Source organism: Mesorhizobium sp. P5_C1 (assembly GCF_054049815.1).
Map to the genome: position 1 here is coordinate 1 of NZ_JBFULQ010000006.1, position 20,280 is coordinate 20,280.

Annotated in this window: 19 protein-coding genes, 1 tRNA gene and 1 riboswitch; of the genes, 17 read left to right on the top strand and 3 right to left on the bottom strand. The window is 65.9% G+C overall.

What is annotated here, in order from left to right; genetic code table 11:
- The first annotated feature begins 167 nt into the window (after positions 1–167).
- The 8 genes from ACXJ7R_RS01300 to ACXJ7R_RS01335 all read left to right on the top strand — a co-directional run bounded on the left by ACXJ7R_RS01300 (position 168) and on the right by ACXJ7R_RS01335 (position 10,159).
- Positions 168–1,367, top strand: coding sequence for a winged helix-turn-helix domain-containing protein (locus tag ACXJ7R_RS01300; protein WP_457150217.1), 1,200 nt, complete (start codon positions 168–170; stop codon positions 1,365–1,367).
- A 29-nt stretch (positions 1,368–1,396) separates the two neighbouring features.
- A riboswitch (cobalamin riboswitch) is annotated at positions 1,397–1,602 on the top strand.
- Positions 1,603–1,641: 39 nt separating this feature from the next.
- Positions 1,642–2,070, top strand: a complete 429-nt coding sequence (locus ACXJ7R_RS01305; protein ID WP_457150218.1) for a DUF1636 family protein — start codon at positions 1,642–1,644, stop codon at positions 2,068–2,070.
- A gap of 2 nt (positions 2,071–2,072) precedes the next feature.
- A complete protein-coding gene (gene cobW / locus ACXJ7R_RS01310; RefSeq protein WP_457150219.1) occupies positions 2,073–3,110 on the top strand; it encodes a cobalamin biosynthesis protein CobW in 1,038 nt (345 codons plus the stop codon).
- An 18-nt stretch (positions 3,111–3,128) separates the two neighbouring features.
- Positions 3,129–6,494, top strand: a complete 3,366-nt coding sequence (gene cobN / locus ACXJ7R_RS01315) for a cobaltochelatase subunit CobN (protein ID WP_457150220.1) — start codon at positions 3,129–3,131, stop codon at positions 6,492–6,494.
- Entirely contained in the window at positions 6,491–8,008 is a 1,518-nt protein-coding gene (cobG, locus tag ACXJ7R_RS01320) for a precorrin-3B synthase (RefSeq protein ID WP_457150221.1), read from the top strand. The genes cobN and cobG overlap by 4 nt, the downstream gene beginning before the upstream one ends.
- A 2-nt stretch (positions 8,009–8,010) precedes the next feature.
- Positions 8,011–8,643 carry a precorrin-8X methylmutase gene (locus ACXJ7R_RS01325; protein ID WP_457150222.1) on the top strand — a complete coding sequence of 211 codons (633 nt, stop codon included), beginning with the start codon at positions 8,011–8,013 and terminating at the stop codon, positions 8,641–8,643.
- Entirely contained in the window at positions 8,640–9,398 is a 759-nt protein-coding gene (locus ACXJ7R_RS01330) for a precorrin-2 C(20)-methyltransferase (RefSeq protein ID WP_457150223.1), read from the top strand. Before ACXJ7R_RS01325 ends, ACXJ7R_RS01330 begins: the two co-directional genes overlap by 4 nt.
- Positions 9,395–10,159 (top strand): precorrin-3B C(17)-methyltransferase, encoded by a 765-nt coding sequence (locus tag ACXJ7R_RS01335; protein WP_457150224.1) that lies wholly within the window; start codon positions 9,395–9,397, stop codon positions 10,157–10,159. The genes ACXJ7R_RS01330 and ACXJ7R_RS01335 overlap by 4 nt, the downstream gene beginning before the upstream one ends.
- Here the strand turns inward: ACXJ7R_RS01335 and ACXJ7R_RS01340 are convergent.
- Complete coding sequence (locus ACXJ7R_RS01340; RefSeq protein WP_457150225.1) at positions 10,147–10,899, bottom strand: cobalt-precorrin-6A reductase; 753 nt, start codon at positions 10,897–10,899, stop codon at positions 10,147–10,149. The genes ACXJ7R_RS01335 and ACXJ7R_RS01340 overlap by 13 nt on opposite strands.
- A gap of 1 nt (position 10,900) precedes the next feature.
- Between ACXJ7R_RS01340 and cbiE the strand changes: the two genes are divergently transcribed.
- The 8 genes from cbiE (at position 10,901) to ACXJ7R_RS01380 (ending at position 17,646) form a co-directional block, all read left to right on the top strand.
- Positions 10,901–12,142, top strand: a complete 1,242-nt coding sequence (gene cbiE / locus ACXJ7R_RS01345) for a precorrin-6y C5,15-methyltransferase (decarboxylating) subunit CbiE (protein WP_457150226.1) — start codon at positions 10,901–10,903, stop codon at positions 12,140–12,142.
- Complete coding sequence (locus ACXJ7R_RS01350) at positions 12,139–12,525, top strand: cobalamin biosynthesis protein (RefSeq protein WP_457150227.1); 387 nt, start codon at positions 12,139–12,141, stop codon at positions 12,523–12,525. The genes cbiE and ACXJ7R_RS01350 overlap by 4 nt, the downstream gene beginning before the upstream one ends.
- Positions 12,522–13,286 (top strand): precorrin-4 C(11)-methyltransferase, encoded by a 765-nt coding sequence (gene cobM / locus ACXJ7R_RS01355; RefSeq protein ID WP_457150228.1) that lies wholly within the window; start codon positions 12,522–12,524, stop codon positions 13,284–13,286. Before ACXJ7R_RS01350 ends, cobM begins: the two co-directional genes overlap by 4 nt.
- Positions 13,283–14,101: a uroporphyrinogen-III C-methyltransferase gene (cobA, locus tag ACXJ7R_RS01360; RefSeq protein ID WP_457150229.1), complete on the top strand. Its 819-nt coding sequence runs from the start codon at positions 13,283–13,285 to the stop codon at positions 14,099–14,101. Before cobM ends, cobA begins: the two co-directional genes overlap by 4 nt.
- Complete coding sequence (locus ACXJ7R_RS01365; protein ID WP_457150230.1) at positions 14,098–15,411, top strand: cobyrinate a,c-diamide synthase; 1,314 nt, start codon at positions 14,098–14,100, stop codon at positions 15,409–15,411. The genes cobA and ACXJ7R_RS01365 overlap by 4 nt, the downstream gene beginning before the upstream one ends.
- Before the next feature lie 3 nt (positions 15,412–15,414).
- Positions 15,415–16,233, top strand: a complete 819-nt coding sequence (locus ACXJ7R_RS01370) for an adenosylcobinamide-GDP ribazoletransferase (RefSeq protein WP_457150231.1) — start codon at positions 15,415–15,417, stop codon at positions 16,231–16,233.
- A gap of 40 nt (positions 16,234–16,273) precedes the next feature.
- A complete protein-coding gene (cobT, locus tag ACXJ7R_RS01375; protein ID WP_457150232.1) occupies positions 16,274–17,284 on the top strand; it encodes a nicotinate-nucleotide--dimethylbenzimidazole phosphoribosyltransferase in 1,011 nt (336 codons plus the stop codon).
- 92 nt (positions 17,285–17,376) lie between these two features.
- Positions 17,377–17,646, top strand: coding sequence for a hypothetical protein (locus ACXJ7R_RS01380; protein WP_457150233.1), 270 nt, complete (start codon positions 17,377–17,379; stop codon positions 17,644–17,646).
- Positions 17,647–17,793: 147 nt separating this feature from the next.
- Here the strand turns inward: ACXJ7R_RS01380 and ACXJ7R_RS01385 are convergent.
- Positions 17,794–17,869, bottom strand: a tRNA-Lys gene (locus tag ACXJ7R_RS01385).
- 106 nt (positions 17,870–17,975) lie between these two features.
- On the bottom strand, positions 17,976–18,884 hold the full coding sequence (locus ACXJ7R_RS01390) for a PhzF family phenazine biosynthesis protein (RefSeq protein WP_457150234.1): 909 nt from the start codon (positions 18,882–18,884) through the stop codon (positions 17,976–17,978).
- 101 nt (positions 18,885–18,985) lie between these two features.
- Between ACXJ7R_RS01390 and ACXJ7R_RS01395 the strand changes: the two genes are divergently transcribed.
- Complete coding sequence (locus ACXJ7R_RS01395; RefSeq protein WP_457150235.1) at positions 18,986–20,278, top strand: efflux RND transporter periplasmic adaptor subunit; 1,293 nt, start codon at positions 18,986–18,988, stop codon at positions 20,276–20,278.
- Positions 20,279–20,280: the final 2 nt, after the last annotated feature.

Genomic DNA, 20,280 nt, shown 5'->3' on the forward strand with positions numbered 1-20,280 from the left:
GTGCTGGACGGCATATCCGAGGAAACTGGTCCGATCCGCTCCTGTTTGATTTCCTTCGCTTTTTACTCCACTTTTGTCTCCTGACATGGTTGCCGCCAAAACCCTGCTAGCATGGGCCGGAATCACCCATCAGAACTTCGGCCAACCACCCTCAGAGTGATGCCTGCATGAAGGAAAAGTTCTCGCTTGCCATGGCCCGGCGCATCGCGCTCGCCGCCCAGGGGTTTCTCGATCCCCGCCCCGCCGGTACGCCCGACCGCCGCCATTTCGCCCGCGTTCTCTCCCGCACCGGCCTGCTGCAGATCGATTCCGTCAGTGCAGTGGTGCGCGCCCACTATATGCCGCTCTATTCGCGCCTTGGCCCCTACCCCTTCGCTCTGCTCGACAACGCCGCCGTGACGCGCAAACGCACGGTGTTCGAATACTGGGCACACGAAGCCTCCTTCCTGCCGGTCGAGACCTACCCGCTGATGCGCTGGCGCATGCAGCGAGCCGAGCGCGGCGACGAAATGTATCTCGGTCTCGCCAAATGGGGCCGCGAACACGCTGGCTACATCGAACAGATCTATCGCGAGGTCGCCGATCGCGGGCCGATCGCCGCTTCCGCGCTCGAAGGCCAGAAAGGCTCGGGCGGCTGGTGGGGCTGGAGCCATGCCAAGCACGCCTTCGAATGGCTGTTCTGGGCCGGGCGCATCACAACGGCGCACCGTCGCGGTTTCGAGCGGTTCTACGATCTGCCGGAACGCGTGCTGCCGCAGGCGATCCTCGACCTGCCGGTGCCCGCCGCCGAGGACGCGCACCGCGAATTGCTGCGCATTTCCGCCCGCGCCCACGGCATCGCGACATCAGGCGACCTGCGCGACTATTTCCGCCTGTCCCCCGCCGACATGAAGGGCCGACTGGAGGAACTGGTCGAAACAGGCGAACTGCTGCCTGTGCGTGTCGAAGGCTGGGACAAGCCGGCCTATCTTCATAAAGACGCCCGTCTGCCACGCAAGATCGAGGCCCGCGCTTTGCTGGCGCCGTTCGATCCGGTCGTCTTCGAACGGTCGCGCACCGAGCGGCTGTTCGACTTCCACTACCGCATCGAGATCTACACGCCAGCCGAAAAGCGCCAATACGGCTACTACGTCCTGCCGTTCCTGCTCGGCGACAGGATCGTGGCGCGCGTTGACCTCAAGGCCGACCGGCCAGCCGGTGTCCTGCGGGTCCATGCTGCTTACGCAGAGCCCGGCGCGCCGCCTGAAACCGCTGCAGAACTCTTCGAAGAATTGAAGCAGATGCAGGGCTGGCTCGGCCTTGAACGTATAGAGGTGACATCAGCCGGTGATTTGGGTCCGGCGCTGGCCGACCTGACCGTGTCGTAAGCCCACGTTGACACCGCCGCCCGCAAAAGCCTAAATCCGCTCCAGACGGTCTCCTCTCTTCAACGAGAGGAGCCAAGAGGGAATGCGGTGCGAAATTCCGATTTCAAATCCGCGGCTGTCCCCGCAACTGTAAGCGACGAGCCAAGGCCGAAAGCCACTGGGGTATTCCCGGGAAGGCGGCTACCCAAGGCGATGACCCGCGAGCCAGGAGACCTGCCGTCTGCGACTGTAGAATCCGATCGCCCGGCGGGTTTCCGGGCAAGGAGCCCAATTTTTGGACCACGACAGCAGTTTTTCCGCTGGCACAGCGGACAATTCGTCCGGCGAGAGCGATGCCCTTGCCGGCGTGACCGTGATCGTCTGTGCCTCCTGTCGCGATGAAACCGGTTCCGATGCCCATCCCCGCGCCGGCGAACTGCTCGCGGACGACACGCGTCACGCCGCGTCTGGCCAAGACATCCGCGTCCGCACGGTCGAATGCCTCGGCAATTGCAAGCGCCGGCTCAGTGCCGCCATCCTGCGCGATGGTTGCTGGAGCTACGTCTTCGGCGACCTGACCACATCCAGCGGCGCCGACCTCGTCACAGGGGCAAAACTCTTCGCCACCTCGACCGACGGCCTGATCCCGTGGCGCGGCCGTCCAGATAGCCTCAAGCGCGGCCTCGTGGCCCGCATCCCTCCCCTCGACCTGCTGAAGGACTGATCATGACTGCCTCCGTCTCCCGCGTCCCCTGCACCGTCGTCACCGGCTTCCTCGGCGCCGGCAAGACGACGCTGATCCGCCATCTCCTGGAAAACGCCGGCGGCAAGCGGATCGCCATCATCGTCAACGAGTTCGGCGACATCGGCATCGACGGCGAAATCCTGAAGGGCTGCGGCATCGACACCTGCCCGGAGGAAAACATCGTCGAACTGTCCAATGGCTGCATCTGCTGCACCGTTGCCGACGATTTCGTGCCGGCGCTCGACCAGATCCTGTCGTTGACGCCGAAGGTCGACCACATCTTGATCGAGACCTCGGGTCTGGCTCTGCCCAAGCCACTGGTCCAGGCTTTCCAGTGGCCGACGGTGAAGAGCCGCGTGACGGTCGATGGCGTCATCGCCGTCGTCGACGGTCCCGCACTCGCCGAAGGCCGCGTCGCCAATGACATGGACGCACTTCAGGCACAGCGCGCCCAGGATGAGACGCTCGATCACGACGATCCGGTCGAGGAGGTGTTCGAGGACCAGATCGCCTGCGCCGACCTGATCATCCTGTCGAAGAGCGACCTGATGGACACCGCCGGCTCCGCCCGCGCCAACGCCATCATCAACGAGCACATCGCTCGCGCCGTGAAGATCGTGCCGACGTCGCAAGGCAAGGTCGATCCGTCGGTGCTGCTTGGTCTTGGCCTTGCCGTCGAGGACGATATCGAGAACCGCAAGACCCACCACGACGACGAACTCGACCACGAGCACGACGACTTCGACTCTTTCGTCATCGACATTGCCTCGATCGCCAATCCCGACGAGCTGGCAAAGCGCGTCGCCACCGCCGCCGAGGAAGAAAACGTGCTGCGCGTGAAAGGCTTCGTCGAGGTTGGCGGCAAGCCGATGCGGCTCTTGCTGCAGGCCGTGGGACCGCGCGTCAATCACTACTACGACCGCGCCTGGACGGCCGGGGATGACCGCCGCTCGCGTCTCGTCGTTATCGGCCTCAAGGGGCTGAACCGCCCGGCGATCGAGCGTATACTCGCCGGCTGACGCAAACCACGGCCCGCGATGCACATCCTCACCACGACCTCCGCCTCGCTCGACGATCTCGCCGAGCCGGTCGATCTGCGGCAGTCGCCGGCGGATATCGTGGCCCTGTCCTTCACCGACAGCGATCTCGCCGGACTGGCGGCGGCATGGAAGGCCGATGCCGAGCGCCTGCCCTCGATGCGGCTGGCGGCTTTGCGTGACCTGCGCCATCCGATGTCCGTCGACCTCTGGGTCGACAGCGTCGCCCGCCATGCCAAAGTCATCCTCGTGCGCATTCTGGGCGGCTACGACTGGTGGCGCTACGGCTGCGACCAGCTTGCCTCGACCGCCCGCGCGCGCGGTATAAAACTGGCGCTGCTGCCCGGCGAATGCCGCGACGAGGATCTGCGCCTGATCGAAGCCTCGACACTGCCGCGCCAGGAACTGGACGGCCTGCTCGACTATTTTCGCGAGGGCGGTCCGGCCAATATGAACGCGCTGGTGCAGAAGCTGGCGCGGCTGGCAGGGTCTGAAGCAACAATTTCGGCGCCTGTCGCGGTACCAAAGGCCGGCTACTATGAGCCGGGCCGCGGCGTCGTCCCCCTTCCTCTCGAGGGGCAAGGAAACACCGCGCCTGTCATCCCCATCCTGTTCTACCGTTCGATGCTGCTGGCCGCCGATGTCGCACCGATCGACGCCCTTTTTGAAGCGCTGCGGCAGCGCCGTATGACGCCGGTCCCCATCTTCGTCTCCAGCCTCAAGGACCCGGTATCGCTGGCGTTCGTCGAAACCGCGCTGGCCTCGTTGAAACCTGCCGCCATCGTCACCGCGACCGCCTTCGCGTCCGGCGCCGAACCCGGCGTCGAAACCCTGTTCGATCGTGCCGGCGTGCCAGTCTTCCAGGTCATCGTCGCCACCACCCGCCGCGACATCTGGGAAAACAACCAGCGTGGGCTGGCGCCCGCCGACCTCGCTATGCATGTCGTGCTGCCCGAACTCGACGGCCGCATCCTTGCCGGCGCCATTTCCTTCAAGGGCGAGAGCGAGGTCGATCCCGCACTTGGTCACCGCGCCTTCGCCAACCGGCCGGAGCCCGATCGTGTGGCGCAAGTGGCGGACCGTGTCGCGGCCTTCATCAAGCTGCAAGAAACGCCGAGCGCCGAGCGCAAGCTTGCCATCCTGATCCCCGATTATCCCAGCGCCCCCGGCCGCACCGGCTATGCCGTCGGCCTCGACGTGCCGTCCAGCGTGCTGGCGATGCTGCAGGACCTCAAGGGACAGGGCTATGCCGTTGACGGGATTCCGCAAACGCCGCGTGCGCTGCTGGATTTGCTGGAAAGTTCAAACCACGGGCTGAAGCTTGACGACTATCTGTGCTTCTCAACCGAACTGCCGAGGGCGGCGATAGCTGCCGTAGAAGGCGCCTGGGGTAAGGCGAAAGATGAAACAGGTTTGCGCGAGGTGCTAACCTCCGCAAAATTCCCCTTCCGCGCCGCCACCTTCGGCAACGTCACCGTGGCGCTTGCTCCCGACCGCGGCCGGTCAGTGGATCGGCGCGCCGATTATCACGACCCGACGCTGCCGCCGCGGCATGCGCTGATCGCCTTCGGCCTGTGGCTGCGCAAATCGCTCGGCGCTCATGCGCTTGTCCATGTCGGCGCCCATGGAACGCTGGAATGGCTGCCCGGAAAGACGGTTGCGCTCAGCCAAAACTGCTTTCCCGAGATCGTCACCGGCCCCTTGCCCGTGATCTATCCCTTCATCGTCTCCAACCCCGGCGAAGCCGCACAGGCCAAGCGGCGCATCGCCGCCGTCACCCTTGGGCATCTGCCGCCGCCGCTGACCGGCGCCGGACTGGACGAGGATCAGCACAGGCTCGAACGCCTGGTCGACGAATATGCCCAGGCCGACGGGCTCGACCGCCGCCGCCGCGACCGCCTCGCAAAGCTGATCGTCGACACCGCGCAGAAGACCGGCCTCGCCTCCGAAGCCGGCGTCGCCAAAACCGATGCACCCGACGAGGCGCTGCGCCGCATCGACGCCTGGCTCTGCGACCTCAAGGATTTCGCCATCAAGGACGGGCTGCATATCTACGGCCGCGCCTCCAACGACGAGCCTGACGCCATGCGGCGTCAAAGCGCTGAAGCCGAGAAGACGGCATTGCTGGCAGCACTCGATGGCCGCCACGTCAAGGCCGGCCCGGCAGGGGCGCCGGCGCGCGGCCGCGCCGATGTATTGCCCACCGGTCGCAACCTGTTCACGTCGGACCCGCGCACCATGCCGACGCCGACCGCCTATGACCTCGGCAGGGCGGCGGCGGAGGAAGTGGTGCGTGGCTATATGCAGTCGCATGGCGACTGGCCGCGTTCGCTGGTCATCGACCTCTGGGGCTCAGCCTCGCTGCGCACCGGCGGCGAGGAGATTGCACAAGGCCTGGCGCTGATGGGCTGCCGGCCGCAATGGGATGCCGCGACCGGCCGCATCAACGGCATCGAGGTGCTGCCGCCGGCAACCGTCGGCCGACCACGCGTCGACGTCACCTGGCGCATTTCCGGCCTGTTCCGAGACATGTTCCCAACCCAAATCGCACTGATCGATGCCGCGGCCAACGCCGTTGCCGCCCGCGACGAGGAGGATTCGGAAAACCCGCTGGCGGCCAAGACCCGCGCGGATGGCAAGATCAGCCCGCGCATCTTCGGCACTTCGCCCGGCACTTACGGCGCCGGCGTCGAGGACTTGCTGTCGAGCGGCGACTGGGCGGCGCGCGAAGAGATCGGCCGCGCCTATCTCGACGCCACCTCGCATGCCTATGGCGGCGCTGGGGGCGAAGGCGTCTCGGCACCCGGCGCCTTCGAGGGTCGCATCGCCGAAGCCGATCTTCTCGTCCACACCGGCGACGACCCTGGCCGCGATATCCTCGAAGGCTCCGCCGACGTCGCCTTCATCGGCGGATTTTCGGCAGCGCTTGCGGCGCTTGGCAGGAATGCCGACGTCATCGTGCTCGACACCACCGATCCGCAAAAGCCGAAGCCGCGTTCGCTCAGTGAGGCGGTGGCCCGCGTCGTGCGGGCCCGCGCCGTCAATCCACGCTTCGTCTCAGGCCAGATGCGCCACGGCCCGCGCGGCGCCTCMGAATTCGCCGAAACCGTTGACCGGCTGGTCGGCTTTGCCGAAACCACCCTCGCGATATCAGGCACGCTGATCGAGGCGGTGCATGACGCCTATCTCGGCGATCCCCTGGTGCGCGCCTTCATCCTGCGCGAGAACCCTGCCGCCGCCAAAGTCATCGCCGAACGCTTCCTGTCGGCCCGGCGGCGCGGGCTCTGGCATCCCTTGCGCAATTCTATCGACGACGACCTCGCCGCCCTGATTGCCGAGGCTGAAGCGCTTGGGGTTGCGGCATGAACGCCTTCTCGCGTCGCGGCGCCTGTCCGGCTCTGGCAGCCCCCATGCAGACCGGCGATGGTCTGCTGGTGCGGCTCAACCCCGTTGCTGGAGGCCCATCTTCTGGAGGATTGTCGCCAAAGCTTTTGATCGCACTCGCCGAATCGGCCCTGCGGCACGGCAACGGCATCATGGAAGTCACCGCGCGCGGCAGCCTGCAGATACGCGGCCTGACATCGGAAAGCGCGCCGCTGCTGGCGACCGAGGTCGATGCGCTTGATATCGCGGTGCGCACCGGCGTGCCGGTCGAGACCGGGCCGCTGGCCGGCATCGATCCGCAGGAGGTTCCCGATCCCCAGCCGTTGGCTGAACGGATCAGGACAGCGGTCGAAGAAGCCGGGCTCACGCAACGGCTCGGCCCGAAGGTTTCAGTCGTTGTCGACGGCGGCGGGCAGCTTCGACTGGATTCGGTGACGGCCGATGTGCGGCTTGCCGCGACGCGCACTGATGCGGGAGTTCGGTGGCTGGTGTCTGTCGCGGGTGATGGGCGGAATGCAAGGCCGCTGGCCACGGTGGAAGACGATGCTGCATGCGATATTGCCGTTGCCGTGCTCAGGATGATTGCCGAGAAGGGCCGCGAAGCCCATGCGAGGGATTTGACCGAGAGGCAGCTAGCTTCTCTTGCAAGTTGGCACTCCGTCCCACCCCCCTCTGTCCTGCCGGACATCTCCCCCGCAAGGGGGGAGATTGCGCTCTCATCTCCGCTTTCGCTAGTCGTAGGCGTTGCAGCAATCACTCAGCGTCCAAAAGGAGAGCCGGCAGCAGAACTGCCGATCTCCCCCCTTGCGGGGGAGATGTCCGGCAGGACAGAGGGGGGTGGGCAGGATCGCTATCCTGCGCCATCGACTCGCTCTCCCATCGGAACTTTCGACCTCGCCGCCTCTGGCGTCGCCCTCGGCATCGCCCTCCCCTATGGCAGCATGCCGGCGGACAAGATCATCAGCCTCGCCCAAGGCGCCCTCGCCCTCGGCACGTCGGAAATCCGCCTCGCCCCCGGCCGCGCGCTGCTCTTCCTCGGCCAGCCGACAGCCGCCAACCGGCCCCTTCAGGACACCGCAACCACCCTCGGATTCGTCACGGACGCCGCCGATCCGCGCACACGCATCGCCGCTTGCCCCGGTACACCGGCCTGCGCTTCCGGCCGGATCGCCACGCGCGACATTGCCGAGACGATTGCCGCTGAAAATGCCGACATCCTCGACTTCACCTTGCACATTTCCGGCTGCGCCAAGGGCTGCGCCCATCCGGGCAAAGCTGCACTTACCCTGGTCGGCGGCGAAAACGGAGCCGGACTTGTCGTGAACGCGACGGCAAAGGGCCTTCCTGCCAGCTACAGGCCGGGCTATGACGCCGCGCGCGGCATCAGCCGCGTCGCGGCAGCAATCCGCAGCGCACGACTTCCCGGCGAAACCGCCGCCGCTTGCCTGACAAGGCTTGGCGCGGCCGGCATCGCCGAGGCTTACCGACAGGAATGAGCATGGCCGCCTACGACTACATCCACGACGGCACGGCGATCTACGAGCGCTCCTTCGCCATCATTCGCGCCGAGGCCGACCTGTCGCGCTTCTCCGAAGCAGAGGCCGATGTCGCGATCCGCATGATCCATGCCTGCGGTCAGGTCGAAGCTGCCAGCCATTTTGTCTTTTCGACGGATTTCGTTGCCGCCGCGCGCACGGCACTTTCGGCTGGGGCGCCAATCTTCTGCGACGCCGAGATGGTTTCGCATGGGGTCACCCGCGCCAGGCTGCCGACCGGCAACGAGGTGATCTGCACCTTGCGCGACCCGCGCACACACGAAATCGCCAGGGAGATCGGCAACACCCGTTCCGCGGCCGCCATCGACCTGTGGGGAGAGCGCATGGCCGGTTCGGTGGTCGCCATCGGCAATGCGCCGACCGCGCTCTTCTATTTGCTGGAAAAACTGCGCGACGGTGCGCCGAAGCCGGCGGCGATCATCGGCATGCCGGTCGGCTTCGTCGGCGCGGCCGAATCCAAGGATGCGTTGGCCGAGAATTCCTATGGCGTGCCCTATGCCATCGTGCGCGGCCGGCTTGGCGGCAGCGCCATGACTGCCGCCGCACTCAACGCCCTGGCGAGGCCTGGCCTGTGAACGCGCTCCCCAAAGGCCGTCTCGTCGGTGTCGGCACCGGTCCCGGCGACCCCGAACTGTTGACGCTGAAGGCCGCTCGGGCCTTGGCCGAGGCCGATGTCGTGGCGTATTTCGCCAAGCGCGGCAACAACAGCAACGCGCGCGCCATCGTCGAAGCCCAATTCCGCCCGGGCATGACGGAACTGCCGCTGCTCTATCCCGTCACCACCGAAATCGACAAGGATCACGACGACTACCGTTCGCAGATCGCCGGTTTCTACGAGGAGTCAGCCGAGAAGGTCGCCGAACACCTTGAAGCAGGCAGGATGGTTGCCGTGCTGTCCGAGGGCGACCCACTGTTCTACGGCTCCTACATGCACCTGCATGTGCGGCTCGCCCATCGCTTCCCGACCGAGGTCATTCCCGGCGTCACCGCCATGTCCGGCTGCTGGTCGGCGACCGGTTTGCCAATCGTCCAGGGCGACGATGTGCTGACGGTGTTGCCGGGCACGATGAACGAGTTCGAACTCACCCGGCGGCTGGCCGACACCGACGCCGCCGTCATCATGAAGGTCGGCCGCAACCTGCCCAAGATCAGGCGAGCGCTGGAGGCAACCGGCAAGCTGGCGCGCGCCGTCTATGTCGAGCGCGGCACCATGGCCGGCAGCGTCTCGATGCGACTTGCCGACAAGCAGGACGACAAGGCGCCTTATTTTGCCATCGTGCTGGTCGCCGGCTGGTCCGGCCGGCCCGGCGCCTTGGGAGCGCAGGCATGAGCGGCCGTATCACCGTCATCGGGCTCGGGCCCGGCAATGCCAATCAGGTGACGCCTGAGGCCAGCCACGCGGTGGCGCAGGCAGCGTTCTTCTATGGCTATAAGCCCTATCTCGACCGGCTCGAATTGCGCCCGGACCAGACTCGCGTTACCTCCGACAACCGCGAGGAACTCGCCCGCTCCAAGGACGCCTTGACCAAAGCCGCGGAAGGCCATGACGTCGCCGTCGTTTCCGGTGGCGACCCCGGCGTCTTCGCCATGGCGGCTGCAGTCTGCGAGGCGATTGAGGCCGGCCCGGCTGAATGGCGTGCGGTCGATGTCAATGTGGTGCCCGGCATCACCGCCATGCTCGCGGTTGCCGCCCGCATCGGTGCCCCGCTCGGCCATGATTTCTGCGCCATTTCGCTGTCCGACAATCTGAAACCCTGGGAACTGATCGAGCTGCGCCTGCTGGCGGCGGCCGGCGCCGGCTTCGTCATCGCGCTCTACAATCCGATCAGCAAGGCGCGCCCCTGGCAACTCGGCCGCGCCTTCGAATGCCTGACCGCCATCCTGCCCGGCACCACGCCGGTGATTTTCGGCCGTGCCGCCGGCCGTCCGGACGAGCGCATCGACGTGTTCCTACTGGCCGATGTCGACGCACAAAAAGCCGATATGGCGACCTGCATCATCATCGGCTCGCCAGAAACCAGGATCATCAAGCGCAACGACAGACCTGCGCTGGTCTACACGCCGCGCTCGTCCACAGGTCAGAGAAGATGATCGGCCCCGAACTGGTTGACAATGGCGGCCAGCGCTTCGACGGTTTCAGCCGAAGGAACATCCGGCAAGGCCGGCCTGCGGACCATGACCACCTCGATGCCAAGTGCTCGCGCCGCGGCGATCTTTCCATAGGTCGCCTCGCCGCCGCTGTTCTTGGACACTACGATGTCGATGCGATGCTCTTCGAGCAGCGTACGTTCTTCCGCCTCGCGGAACGGCCCCCGGGCCAAAAGATAGTGAGCATCGGGAACGGCCAGCTTCGGCTCGACCGCATCGACGCTGCGGATGAGATAGTGATGCTGGGGCGCTGCTTCGAAAGCGGCAACCTCTTGCCGGCCCAGCGCCAGAAAGGCGCGACGAGGCGCGGGACCCAGCGCTTGCACGGCATCGCTGACGATATCGACCTGCGTCCAGAGGTCGCCTGCGACAGGCTCCCAGCCCGGCCGCCTCAGGGCCAAAATAGGCACGCCGGCCACGTGCGCGGCTTGCGCGGCATTGGCCGAGATTCGCGCTGCGTAGGGATGGGTGGCGTCGATCAGAAGGTCGGTGCGAGTGTCCCGCAGATAGGCAGCCAGCCCATCGGCGCCGCCAAACCCTCCGGTTCGCACCGGCACCCCTTGCGCAACCGGGCTTTCGGTGCGGCCGGCCAGCGACAGCGTGACCGAGGCGCGCGCCGTCAGTTTTCCGGCCAGCTGCCGGGCTTCCGTGGTTCCGCCGAGGATCAGAATGCGGTGGGTCATCATGCCTGCTGAAGGACCGCGCGGCGCCAAGCTCAACTCAAGATGGCTTACAGTCGTCGGCATCGGCGAGGACGGTTTAACGGGTCTCGGCGACGAGGCCAAGCGGCTGATCGCCAAGGCGGAGATTATCTTCGGTGGGAAGCGGCACCTCGCCCTTGTCGCCTCCTTCGCCAAGGGCGAGGCGCGCCCATGGCCGGTTCCTTTCGATGCCGAGATGGCTGATGTGCTGGCGCTTGCCGGCAGAAACGTCTGTGTGCTCGCCTCCGGCGATCCGTTCTTCCATGGGGTTGGCGCCACTCTCGCCCGCAAGGTGAAGGCGCGGGAGATGCATGTCATCCCGGCACCATCGGCCGTTTCGCTGGCAGCGGCCCGCCTTGGCTGGCCGCTGCCGGATATCGACACCGTGTCGCTGCATGGCCGGCCGCTCGACCTGATCCGGCCGCTGCTGCAGCCGAAAGCGCGCATCTTGGCGCTGACGTCGGACGCCGCAGCGCCTGCTGCAATCGCGCGCCTGATGACCGAACTCGACTTCGGCGCATCACGGCTGACGGTTCTTGAGGCGCTAGGCGGTCCGAACGAAAACCTGCGCTCGGCTCGCGCCGATGCCTTCGACCTCGAAAACATCAATCCGCTCAATGTTTTGGCGATCGACGTTGAATCGGGTCCTGATGCGCGCGTCCTGCCGCTCACGGTTGGCCTTGCCGATCATCTGTTCGACCATGACGGCCAGATCACCAAGCGCGAAATCCGCGCCATCACCCTGTCGGCGCTGGCGCCACGTCGCGGCGAGTTGCTGTGGGACATCGGCGCCGGCTCCGGCTCCATCGGCATCGAATGGATGCTCGCCCATCCCTCGATGCGCGCCATCGCCATCGAGGCGGACCCGATCCGAGCCGCCCGCATTGGCCGCAACGCTGCTGCTTGTGGCGTTCCCGGCCTGATCGTGATGGAGGGCAGTGCACCCAAGGCGCTCGCCAGGTTGGACACGCCGGACGCGATTTTCATCGGCGGCGGCGGCAGCGATACCGGCGTGTTGAACGCTGCCATCAAGGCCCTGCGCGCCGGCGGCCGTCTCGTCGCCAACGCGGTGACACTGGAGATGGAAACCCTGCTTCTCGCGCGCCACGTCTCGCTCGGCGGCGACCTTACCCGCATAAACATATCCCGCGCGTCGCCGGTGGGCTCGATGCAGGCGTGGCGGCCTGCCATGCCGGTCACCCAATGGAATTGGGTGAAGCCATGATGGTCGCAGGCATCGGCAGCCGAAAAGGCGTGACAGTCGAAGACGTACTCGCGGCGATAGAAACCGCGCTGGAAACGCACGGGCTGACGATGACAGCGTTGTCTGCCTTGGCGACAGCTCCCCTGAAGCAGGACGAAAAGGCCATTTTCGCCGCCGGACATCAGCTCGATCTTCCGATCATCATCGCCAACGAGGCCGCGATCGAGGCAGCCTCGTCGGCCACGCTCAGCCAATCCGTTCTCTCACAGGATCTGGCCGGCACGCCATCGGTTTCCGAAGCATCCGCGCTTGCCGTCGCCGGCAGGGGCGCGAGGCTGCTTGGAGCCCGTACAGTGCACGGCCCCGTGACCTGCGCCATCGCCATCAGCGGAGACGCGCCATGACCGYGCATTTCATCGGTGCCGGTCCAGGCGCCGCCGATCTCATCACGCTGCGTGGCGCCAGGTTGCTGGCAAGCTGCCCTGTCTGCCTGCATGCCGGTTCGATCGTCGCGCCCGAATTGCTGCAGCACTGTGCGCCTGGGACAAAACTGATCGACACCGCGCCGATGTCGCTCGACGAGATCGAGGCCGCGTATCTGGAGGCCCACAAGGCCGGCCATGATGTCGCCCGTCTGCATTCCGGCGACCTGTCGGTGTGGAGCGCGGTTGCCGAGCAGATCCGGCGGCTGGAAAAGCACGGTATTCCCTACACGCTGACGCCGGGCGTCCCCTCCTTCGCCGCCGCGGCCGCAGCACTTCGCCGCGAGCTGACCATCCCCGAAGTCGCGCAAAGCCTGGTGCTGACCCGCATCTCCGGCCGCGCCTCAAAGATGCCGCCTGGAGAAACGCTGGCTGGTTTCGGCCGCACCGGCGCCACGCTCGCCATTCACCTTGCCATCCACGCCATCGACCGCGTCGTCGCCGAGCTGACGCCGTACTATGGTGGGGATTGCCCGGTGGCGATCGTCTTCCGCGCCTCCTGGCCGGACGAGCGCGTGCTGACTGGCACGCTGGAAACAATCGAGGCACAACTCGCTGCCGATCCGATGGAGCGCACGGCGATCATCTTCGTCGGCCGTTCGCTGGCGGCGGAAGGCTTTGGCGAGAGTTCATTGTACGACGCCCACTACCAGCGGCGTTTTCGCGGACGGGACGGATTGTGAGCGCCAGCACCAGGAACAAGGGCGAGAACGCCACGCTCGAGCAGGCATTGTCCCGGCTGAATTTCAAGCCGCGCCGGCTAGAGCCCGGCCATGTCTGGCTGGCCGGCGCCGGCCCCGGCGACCCCGGCTGCCTGACCCTGGAAGTGCTGGCGGCCTTGGCCGAGGCGGATGCATTGGTCTACGACGCGCTGGTCTCCTCCGATGTCGTCGCCGTTGCCGCAAACGCCGAGCTTTTCTTCGCCGGCAAGCGCGGCGGGAAACCGTCGATGAAGCAGGACGACATCACCGCCCTGTTGGTCCGGCTGGCGCGCGAAGGTCGCCGCGTCGTCAGGCTGAAGGGCGGCGATCCCTATATTTTCGGTCGTGGCGGTGAAGAAGCCTTGGCGCTGGCGCGGGAGCATATCCCGTTCCGCGTGCTGCCCGGCCTGACATCGGGGCTGAGCGCGCTGGCCGCGACCGGCATCCCCGCCACCATGCGCGGCATCAACAAGGCGGTGATCCTGGCCACCGGCCACGCCGCCGGTTCCGATGACGATATCGACTGGAGCGCAATCGCCCGCACCGGCCAGCCGGTCGTGGTCTATATGGGCATGGCCAATCTGCCCCTCATCGCCGCCGCACTGCTCGACGGTGGGCTGGCGCCGTCGACGCCGGCGGCAGTCATCGTTGCCGCGACGACGCCGCAGGAACAGACCGTCGTCGCCACGCTCGCCACCATTGCCGAGGAAGCCGCCGCCGCTGGGCTGACCTCGCCGGCGCTGATCGTCGTTGGCGGCATCGTTGCCATGCGCGCGGCACTGGCGGGCAACCCGTGAGCGCCCGCGCCATCATCATCGGGGCACCGCGCTCCGGCTCGGGCAAGACCAGCGTCACCATCGGCATCCTGCGCGCGCTCACCCGGCGGGGCTTGAAAGTGCGCGGCGCCAAGTCCGGCCCCGACTATATCGATCCCGGCTTCCACACCGCAGCCACCGGTCTGTCCGGCGTCAATCTCGACAGCTGGGCGATGCCGCCATCGCTGCTCAACGCACTGGCCGCGCAAGCGGCTGACGACACCGACTTCGTCATCCTCGAAAGCGCCATGGGGCTGTTCGACGGCATTCCGGCGGCTCCCGGCCGCACCGGCTCCGCCGCCGACCTAGCCCGGCTCTATGGCCTGCCGGTGCTGCTGGTGCTCGACGTTTCCGGCCAGTCGACCACGGCGGCCGCTGTCGCCAAGGGGTTTGCCACTTACGATCCCGATGTGCGCATGGCCGGAATCGTGCTCAACCGGCTGGGCAGCGAGCGCCACCGACGTCTCTCCGGCGACGCCATCGAGGCAATCGGCCTGCCCGTTGTCGGCGCCATCCTGCGCGACCCGACGCTGAACCTGCCCGAGCGCCATCTCGGCCTCGTCCAGGCCGGCGAATATGACGACCTGATGGCGCATCTCGACCGGCTGGCCGACATGGCCGAGAAGTCGCTCGATCTCGATGCCATCATGGCCTTGGCGACACCCCTCACCCCGGCGCCCGGCGGCTTCGATGACGCGCTATCGCCGCCCGGCCAGCGCATTGCGCTGGCTGAAGATGCCGCTTGCACCTTCCTCTATCCGCATGTGGCGGCCTGTTGGCGCAAGGCCGGCGCTGAGATCGTCCCGTTCTCGCCGCTCGCCGACGAGGCCCCGGACGAAGGCTGCGATGTCTGCTGGCTGCCCGGCGGCTATCCCGAGCTCCATGCCGGTAAGCTCGCCGCAGCGACAAATTTCCGCGCCGGAATGACAAGATTCGCCGCGACGAAGCCCATCCATGGCGAGTGCGGTGGCTTCATGGTGCTGGGCGAAGCCCTGGAGGACGCGTCGGGCGAAAAGCATGGAATGCTCGGCTTGCTCGGCCATTCCACCAGCTTTGCCAAACGCAAGATGAATCTCGGTTACCGCGAGGCGCGGCTGCGCGCCGATTGTCCGCTGGGCGCGCAAGGCGCGCTGATCCGCGGCCACGAATTCCACTACGCGCAGATGATCGCGACCGGCAATGACGAGCCGCTGGCCGACCTCGCCGACGGCCAGGGCAACCCCATTGGCGCCTCGGGTTACAGGCGCGGCCATGTCAGCGGCACCTTCTTCCACGCCATTGCGAGGGGCTAGAGCATGATCCCGAAAAATGGCAGCCGGTTTTGGGAAGAAATTCGACTCAAATTCCAGAACTTCAGCCGTTCGCCCCGGCAAATCCCCAGCGATATCGCGCTTTGCCTGGTCTTCTTCACCCGGCTGCCGCTGCCCGTCTTCGACTTTCGTGGCCGCAGCCTTGCATCCGCGATCTGGGCCGCCCCGGTCGCCGGCCTTGTCGTCGGCCTGATCGGCGCCATCGTCTTTGCCACGGCGGAACGGTTTGGCCTCGCCATGGGGCCGTCGGCAGCGCTTGCCCTTGTGGCAACCCTGCTCACCACCGGCTGCCTGCATGAGGATGGGCTCTCCGACGTCGCCGATGGCTTTGGCGGCGGCAAATCGCGCGGCCGCAAACTCGACATCATGCGCGACAGCCGCATCGGCGCCTACGGCGCCGCAGCACTCGCTCTGTCACTGCTGATCCGCTGGAGCGCACTGCAGGAATTCGTCGAACCCACGCAGGCCCTCTTCGCACTCGTGGCTGCACATGCCGCCTCGCGCGGCGTGCTGGGCGTCTTCATGCACCTTTTGCCCCCGGCCCGATCCGATGGTCTCTCGGCCGATTCCGGCACGGTTTCGTTTGAAACCGCCATCGCCGGTGCCGTGCTCGGCGCGGTACCGCTGCTTTTGCTCGGGCTCGGCGGCGCCATTGTCGCGCTCGTCTTGCTTGGCCTGCTGTTTGCCGCCTTCCGCGCCCTTTGCCTCAACCAGATCGATGGCCAGACCGGCGACACGATCGGCGCTTTGCAGCAGCTGAGTGAAATCGCCGTGCTGCTCGTCGCTTCTGTAGCTCTCTCCTGATACCCCCTTGGCCTGATTCCCTTTTGGAGACTTTGCCCCCATGCCCTTCAAATCGCTCGATGAACTGCGCGCCGCTTGCGTCGATCTACCCGCCGGCAGCGATGCCGCCGCAAATGCGGTCGCCCGCCGCCAGGACACGCTGACCAAGCCGCAAGGCAGCCTCGGCCGGCTCGAGACCATCGCCTCGTGGCTGGCACGCTGGCAAGGCCGCGATATGCCAAAACTCGACCGGGTGAAGGTCTTTGTCTTCGCTGGCAACCACGGCGTTACAGCACAAGGCGTCTCGGCCTATCCTTCCGAAGTCACGGTGCAGATGGTGGCGAATTTCGCCGGCGGCGGTGCCGCCATCAACCAGCTCGCCCGCATCGCCGGCGCCGAACTCGACGTCATTCCGCTCGATCTCGACCATCCCACGGGCGATTTTACACAAGGGGCGGCGATGGACGACAAGGCGTTTCTCGCAGCCGTGTCAGCTGGCTATGACGCGGTGACGAAGGACCTTGATCTGGTCTGCTTCGGCGAAATGGGCATCGGCAACACCACGCCGGCAGCCGCCATTTCGGCAGCGCTGTTCGGGGGCGGCGCTGAAAAATGGACAGGCCGCGGCACCGGCGTCGACGACGCTGGCCTCAAGCGCAAGGTGGTCGCCATCGAGGCCGGCCTGAAGCGCCATGCCGCCGCCCTTGCCGATCCGCTGGGGGTTGCCGCTGCACTCGGCGGGCGCGAACTCRCCGCCATCTTCGGTGCCACGCTCGCCGCCCGCCATCTGGGCATACCCGTGCTGCTCGATGGCTTCGTCTGCACCGCCGCCGCCGCCCCACTGGCAAGGCTGCACCCGGCAGGTCTCGCCCATACGATCGCAGCACACGTCTCGGCCGAATCGGGCCATCGCGGCCTGCTCGAAGCGCTCGGCCTGCCGCCGCTGCTCGATCTCGGCATGCGGCTTGGCGAAGGCTCCGGCGCCTGCCTCGCCGTCAACATCGTCCGCTCGGCGCTGGAGTGCCATGCCCGCATGGCAAGTTTTGCCGAGGCTGGGGTGTCGGAGAAGTAAACGCCGAGTTCCCGCTTAGATCGGACAAGCCACAGTCATCACAGCAAGGGCGGTATCTTTCAATTGTAACGATTCTCGAATAGGTCTGGTGGATGAAAAAGCTTCATCCTGCTGCCGCTGCTGTGACTATCGCCGTGCTGCTTGCAGTTGTGCTTCGGCGTAATGGATATTCAAGTTACGGCCCGATCGACACTGCGATTCTGGCGGTTTTCCTGGTTTTCTTCTGGTGGCTCATCAGTGATTTTTCGGGCCGCAAGGCCAGCATTGATGCCGATGGCCATCAAAGTTCGGACAACGGCATCGCATTTCGGCTCGGCAGGTTTCTGAACCGCATTTTTCGGCGCGGCAATCGCAGCCTTTGATGCCCCGTTGAGGGTGCCGCCGGTCAAATCGCCATGAAGGCCAGGTTCACAACCAGTCTTGGGAAGACCGCACCATAACCGGCGCATGCCCGAGACGCGTCAACGCGTCTCGCTTTCAGGTCTTTTCCACCAAGTCTTTGAAGAATTTGGTGGGTGCGCACAGGATTGAACTGTGGACCCGCTGATTAAGAGTCAGCTGCTCTACCAACTGAGCTACGCACCCACTCGGCCGGCGAAAACCGGCGTTGGCGGGCATATAGCCGCCACCATCGGTCCTGTCCAGCCCTGCCGGAATCATTTCCCGACAAATCGACCGAGCCCGTCTACGGTTAGACGAACAGTCTGCCTTCCGCCACCTTGACCGCGTTGCCACCGATACGCGCCGAGGCCAGTTTTCCGCCTTGCACGGTCAGTTCGAGGCGGATGCGCGACGGCCGGTGCATCTCCAGCCCCTGCTCGATCCACAGTTGCGAAACACCGTCGGTCGGCGCGTCGAAATGCATGATGGCGCCGGCGAAGGCGGCCGCCGCCGAGCCGGTCGCCGGATCCTCATAGGACGGCGTGCCCGGCACGATCATGCGGACATGGAACGCGCTTTCGTGGTTCACCGTCTCGCGGCAATAGACATAGGGGCTGGCAAAGGCCCACTCGCTCTTGCGCGGCGCCAGTTCCGACCACGCCTGGTTGTCCAGCCGGATTCGGCCCGCCGCTTCGAGATTGGCAACCGGGATGGTCACATAGGGCACGCCCGCCGACCAGAACGAGACGCGGTGATTCTCGAAGCCGATCTCATGCGGCGCCAGCCCAAGGGCCGCGCCGATCGCCTCCGGATCGGCTTCGAGCTTCAGCGGCTCCGGCAGCTTCGCCAGATCGAATTCGGCGAAGGTGTCGCCATCATGCTTGCTGACGGCGCAACGCACGGGACCGATGTTCTCTTCCAGCACGAAGATGCCARCGCCGCCATCTCCCGCCAGTTCGGCCAGCGCGATCGCCGAACCCACTGTCGGATGGCCGGCGAACGGCATTTCATAGTCGGGGGTGAAGATCCGGATGCGGTTTTTGTGCTTGGGATTGYCCGGCGGCAGCACGAAGACCGTTTCGGACAGGTTGAACTCGCGCGCGATGGCCTGCATCGCGGCCGTGTCCAGACCTTTGCAATCCAACACCACGGCCAGCGGGTTGCCGGCCAGTCGCTCGGTCGTAAACACGTCGTAAAGTAAGTAATTCCGGGTTTGCATGCCTGCCTCAATCCCAACATGGGCGAAATTTAATTTGATATTTGAACCAGTAACCCTGATCTGTGCACAGATAGGGACATTGCGCATCATAGGGGTCCAACGTGGACCAGATTGTCAACCTGCCAAAGACGGAATCGGATTCCGCCATCGAGACGGCGCTCGGGCTCGACAGGCAAGGTCTGCGCAAGACGCGTCGGCGTGGCTGGCTCTATGCGCTGCTGACACTGATCGTGCTTGCTGCGGGGCTTGGCCTTTATCAGTGGTATGCCGGCTCGCCGGCCAAGATCGACTACACCACCGTGCCGGCCGCCAAGGCCGATCTCACCGTCGCGGTGTCGGCGACCGGCACGCTGCAGCCGCTCACCCAGGTAGACATTTCCAGCCAGTTGTCCGGCATCATCCGTTCGGTGTCCGTCGAGGAAAACCAGCAGGTCAAGAAGGGCGATGTGCTGGCCGCCCTCGACACCGCCAAGCTGCAGGTCCAGATCGAGCGGGCGCAGGCGTCCGCCAAGGGTGCGGCCGCCAATGTCGAGGACGCCACGGTGACGCTCGCCGAGAATGAGAAGGCGCTTGTCCGCGCGGCCTCGCTGACCAATCGTGGCATGGCGACCGACCAGTCGCTCGAGGCGGCGACCGCGACGCGCGACCGCTCCAAGGCGGCGCTCGACAGCGCTGAGGCCAATCTCGCCATCGCCAATGCCGATCTGAAATCACAGCAGACCGACCTCGCCAACAGCACTATCTATGCGCCGATCGACGGCATCGTGCTGACGCGCTCGGTCGACCCCGGCCAGACGGTCGCCTCCTCGCTGCAGGCGCCGGTGCTGTTCATCATCGCCGCCGATCTCAGAAACATGGAGCTGGTGGCGGCGGTCGACGAGGCCGACATCGGCGCGGTCAAGACCGGCCAGCATGCCCGTTTCACCGTCGATGCCTTCCCGGACCGGCCGTTCGACGCCGAGATACGCGACATTTCCTATGCCTCGGTCACCACCGACGGCGTCGTCACCTACAATGCGCGGCTTGAGGTCGACAACAACGAGCTGTTGCTGCGGCCCGGCATGACCGCAACCGTTTCGGTCGTCACACGGCAGGCCAAGGACGTGCTCACCGTACCCGCCACCGCCTTCCGTTATCGCCCAGCCCAGCAGGCGGCCCGTGGCTGGAGCCTCACGGACCTGTTCACCGGCCGCATGGGTCGCCCCGGCGGCAACCGCCAGCGCCAGGCCGCGACGACGCCCACCGACGGCTCGCGCACGCTCTATGTGCTGGAGAATGGGCGGCCGCATCCGGTCAACGTCAAGATCGGCTCAACCGATGGCGAGCTGACCGAGATCACCTCGGGCCTGAAGGAAGGCGCTGAGGTCATCACCGCATCGCAGCAGCGGAGCTGAGG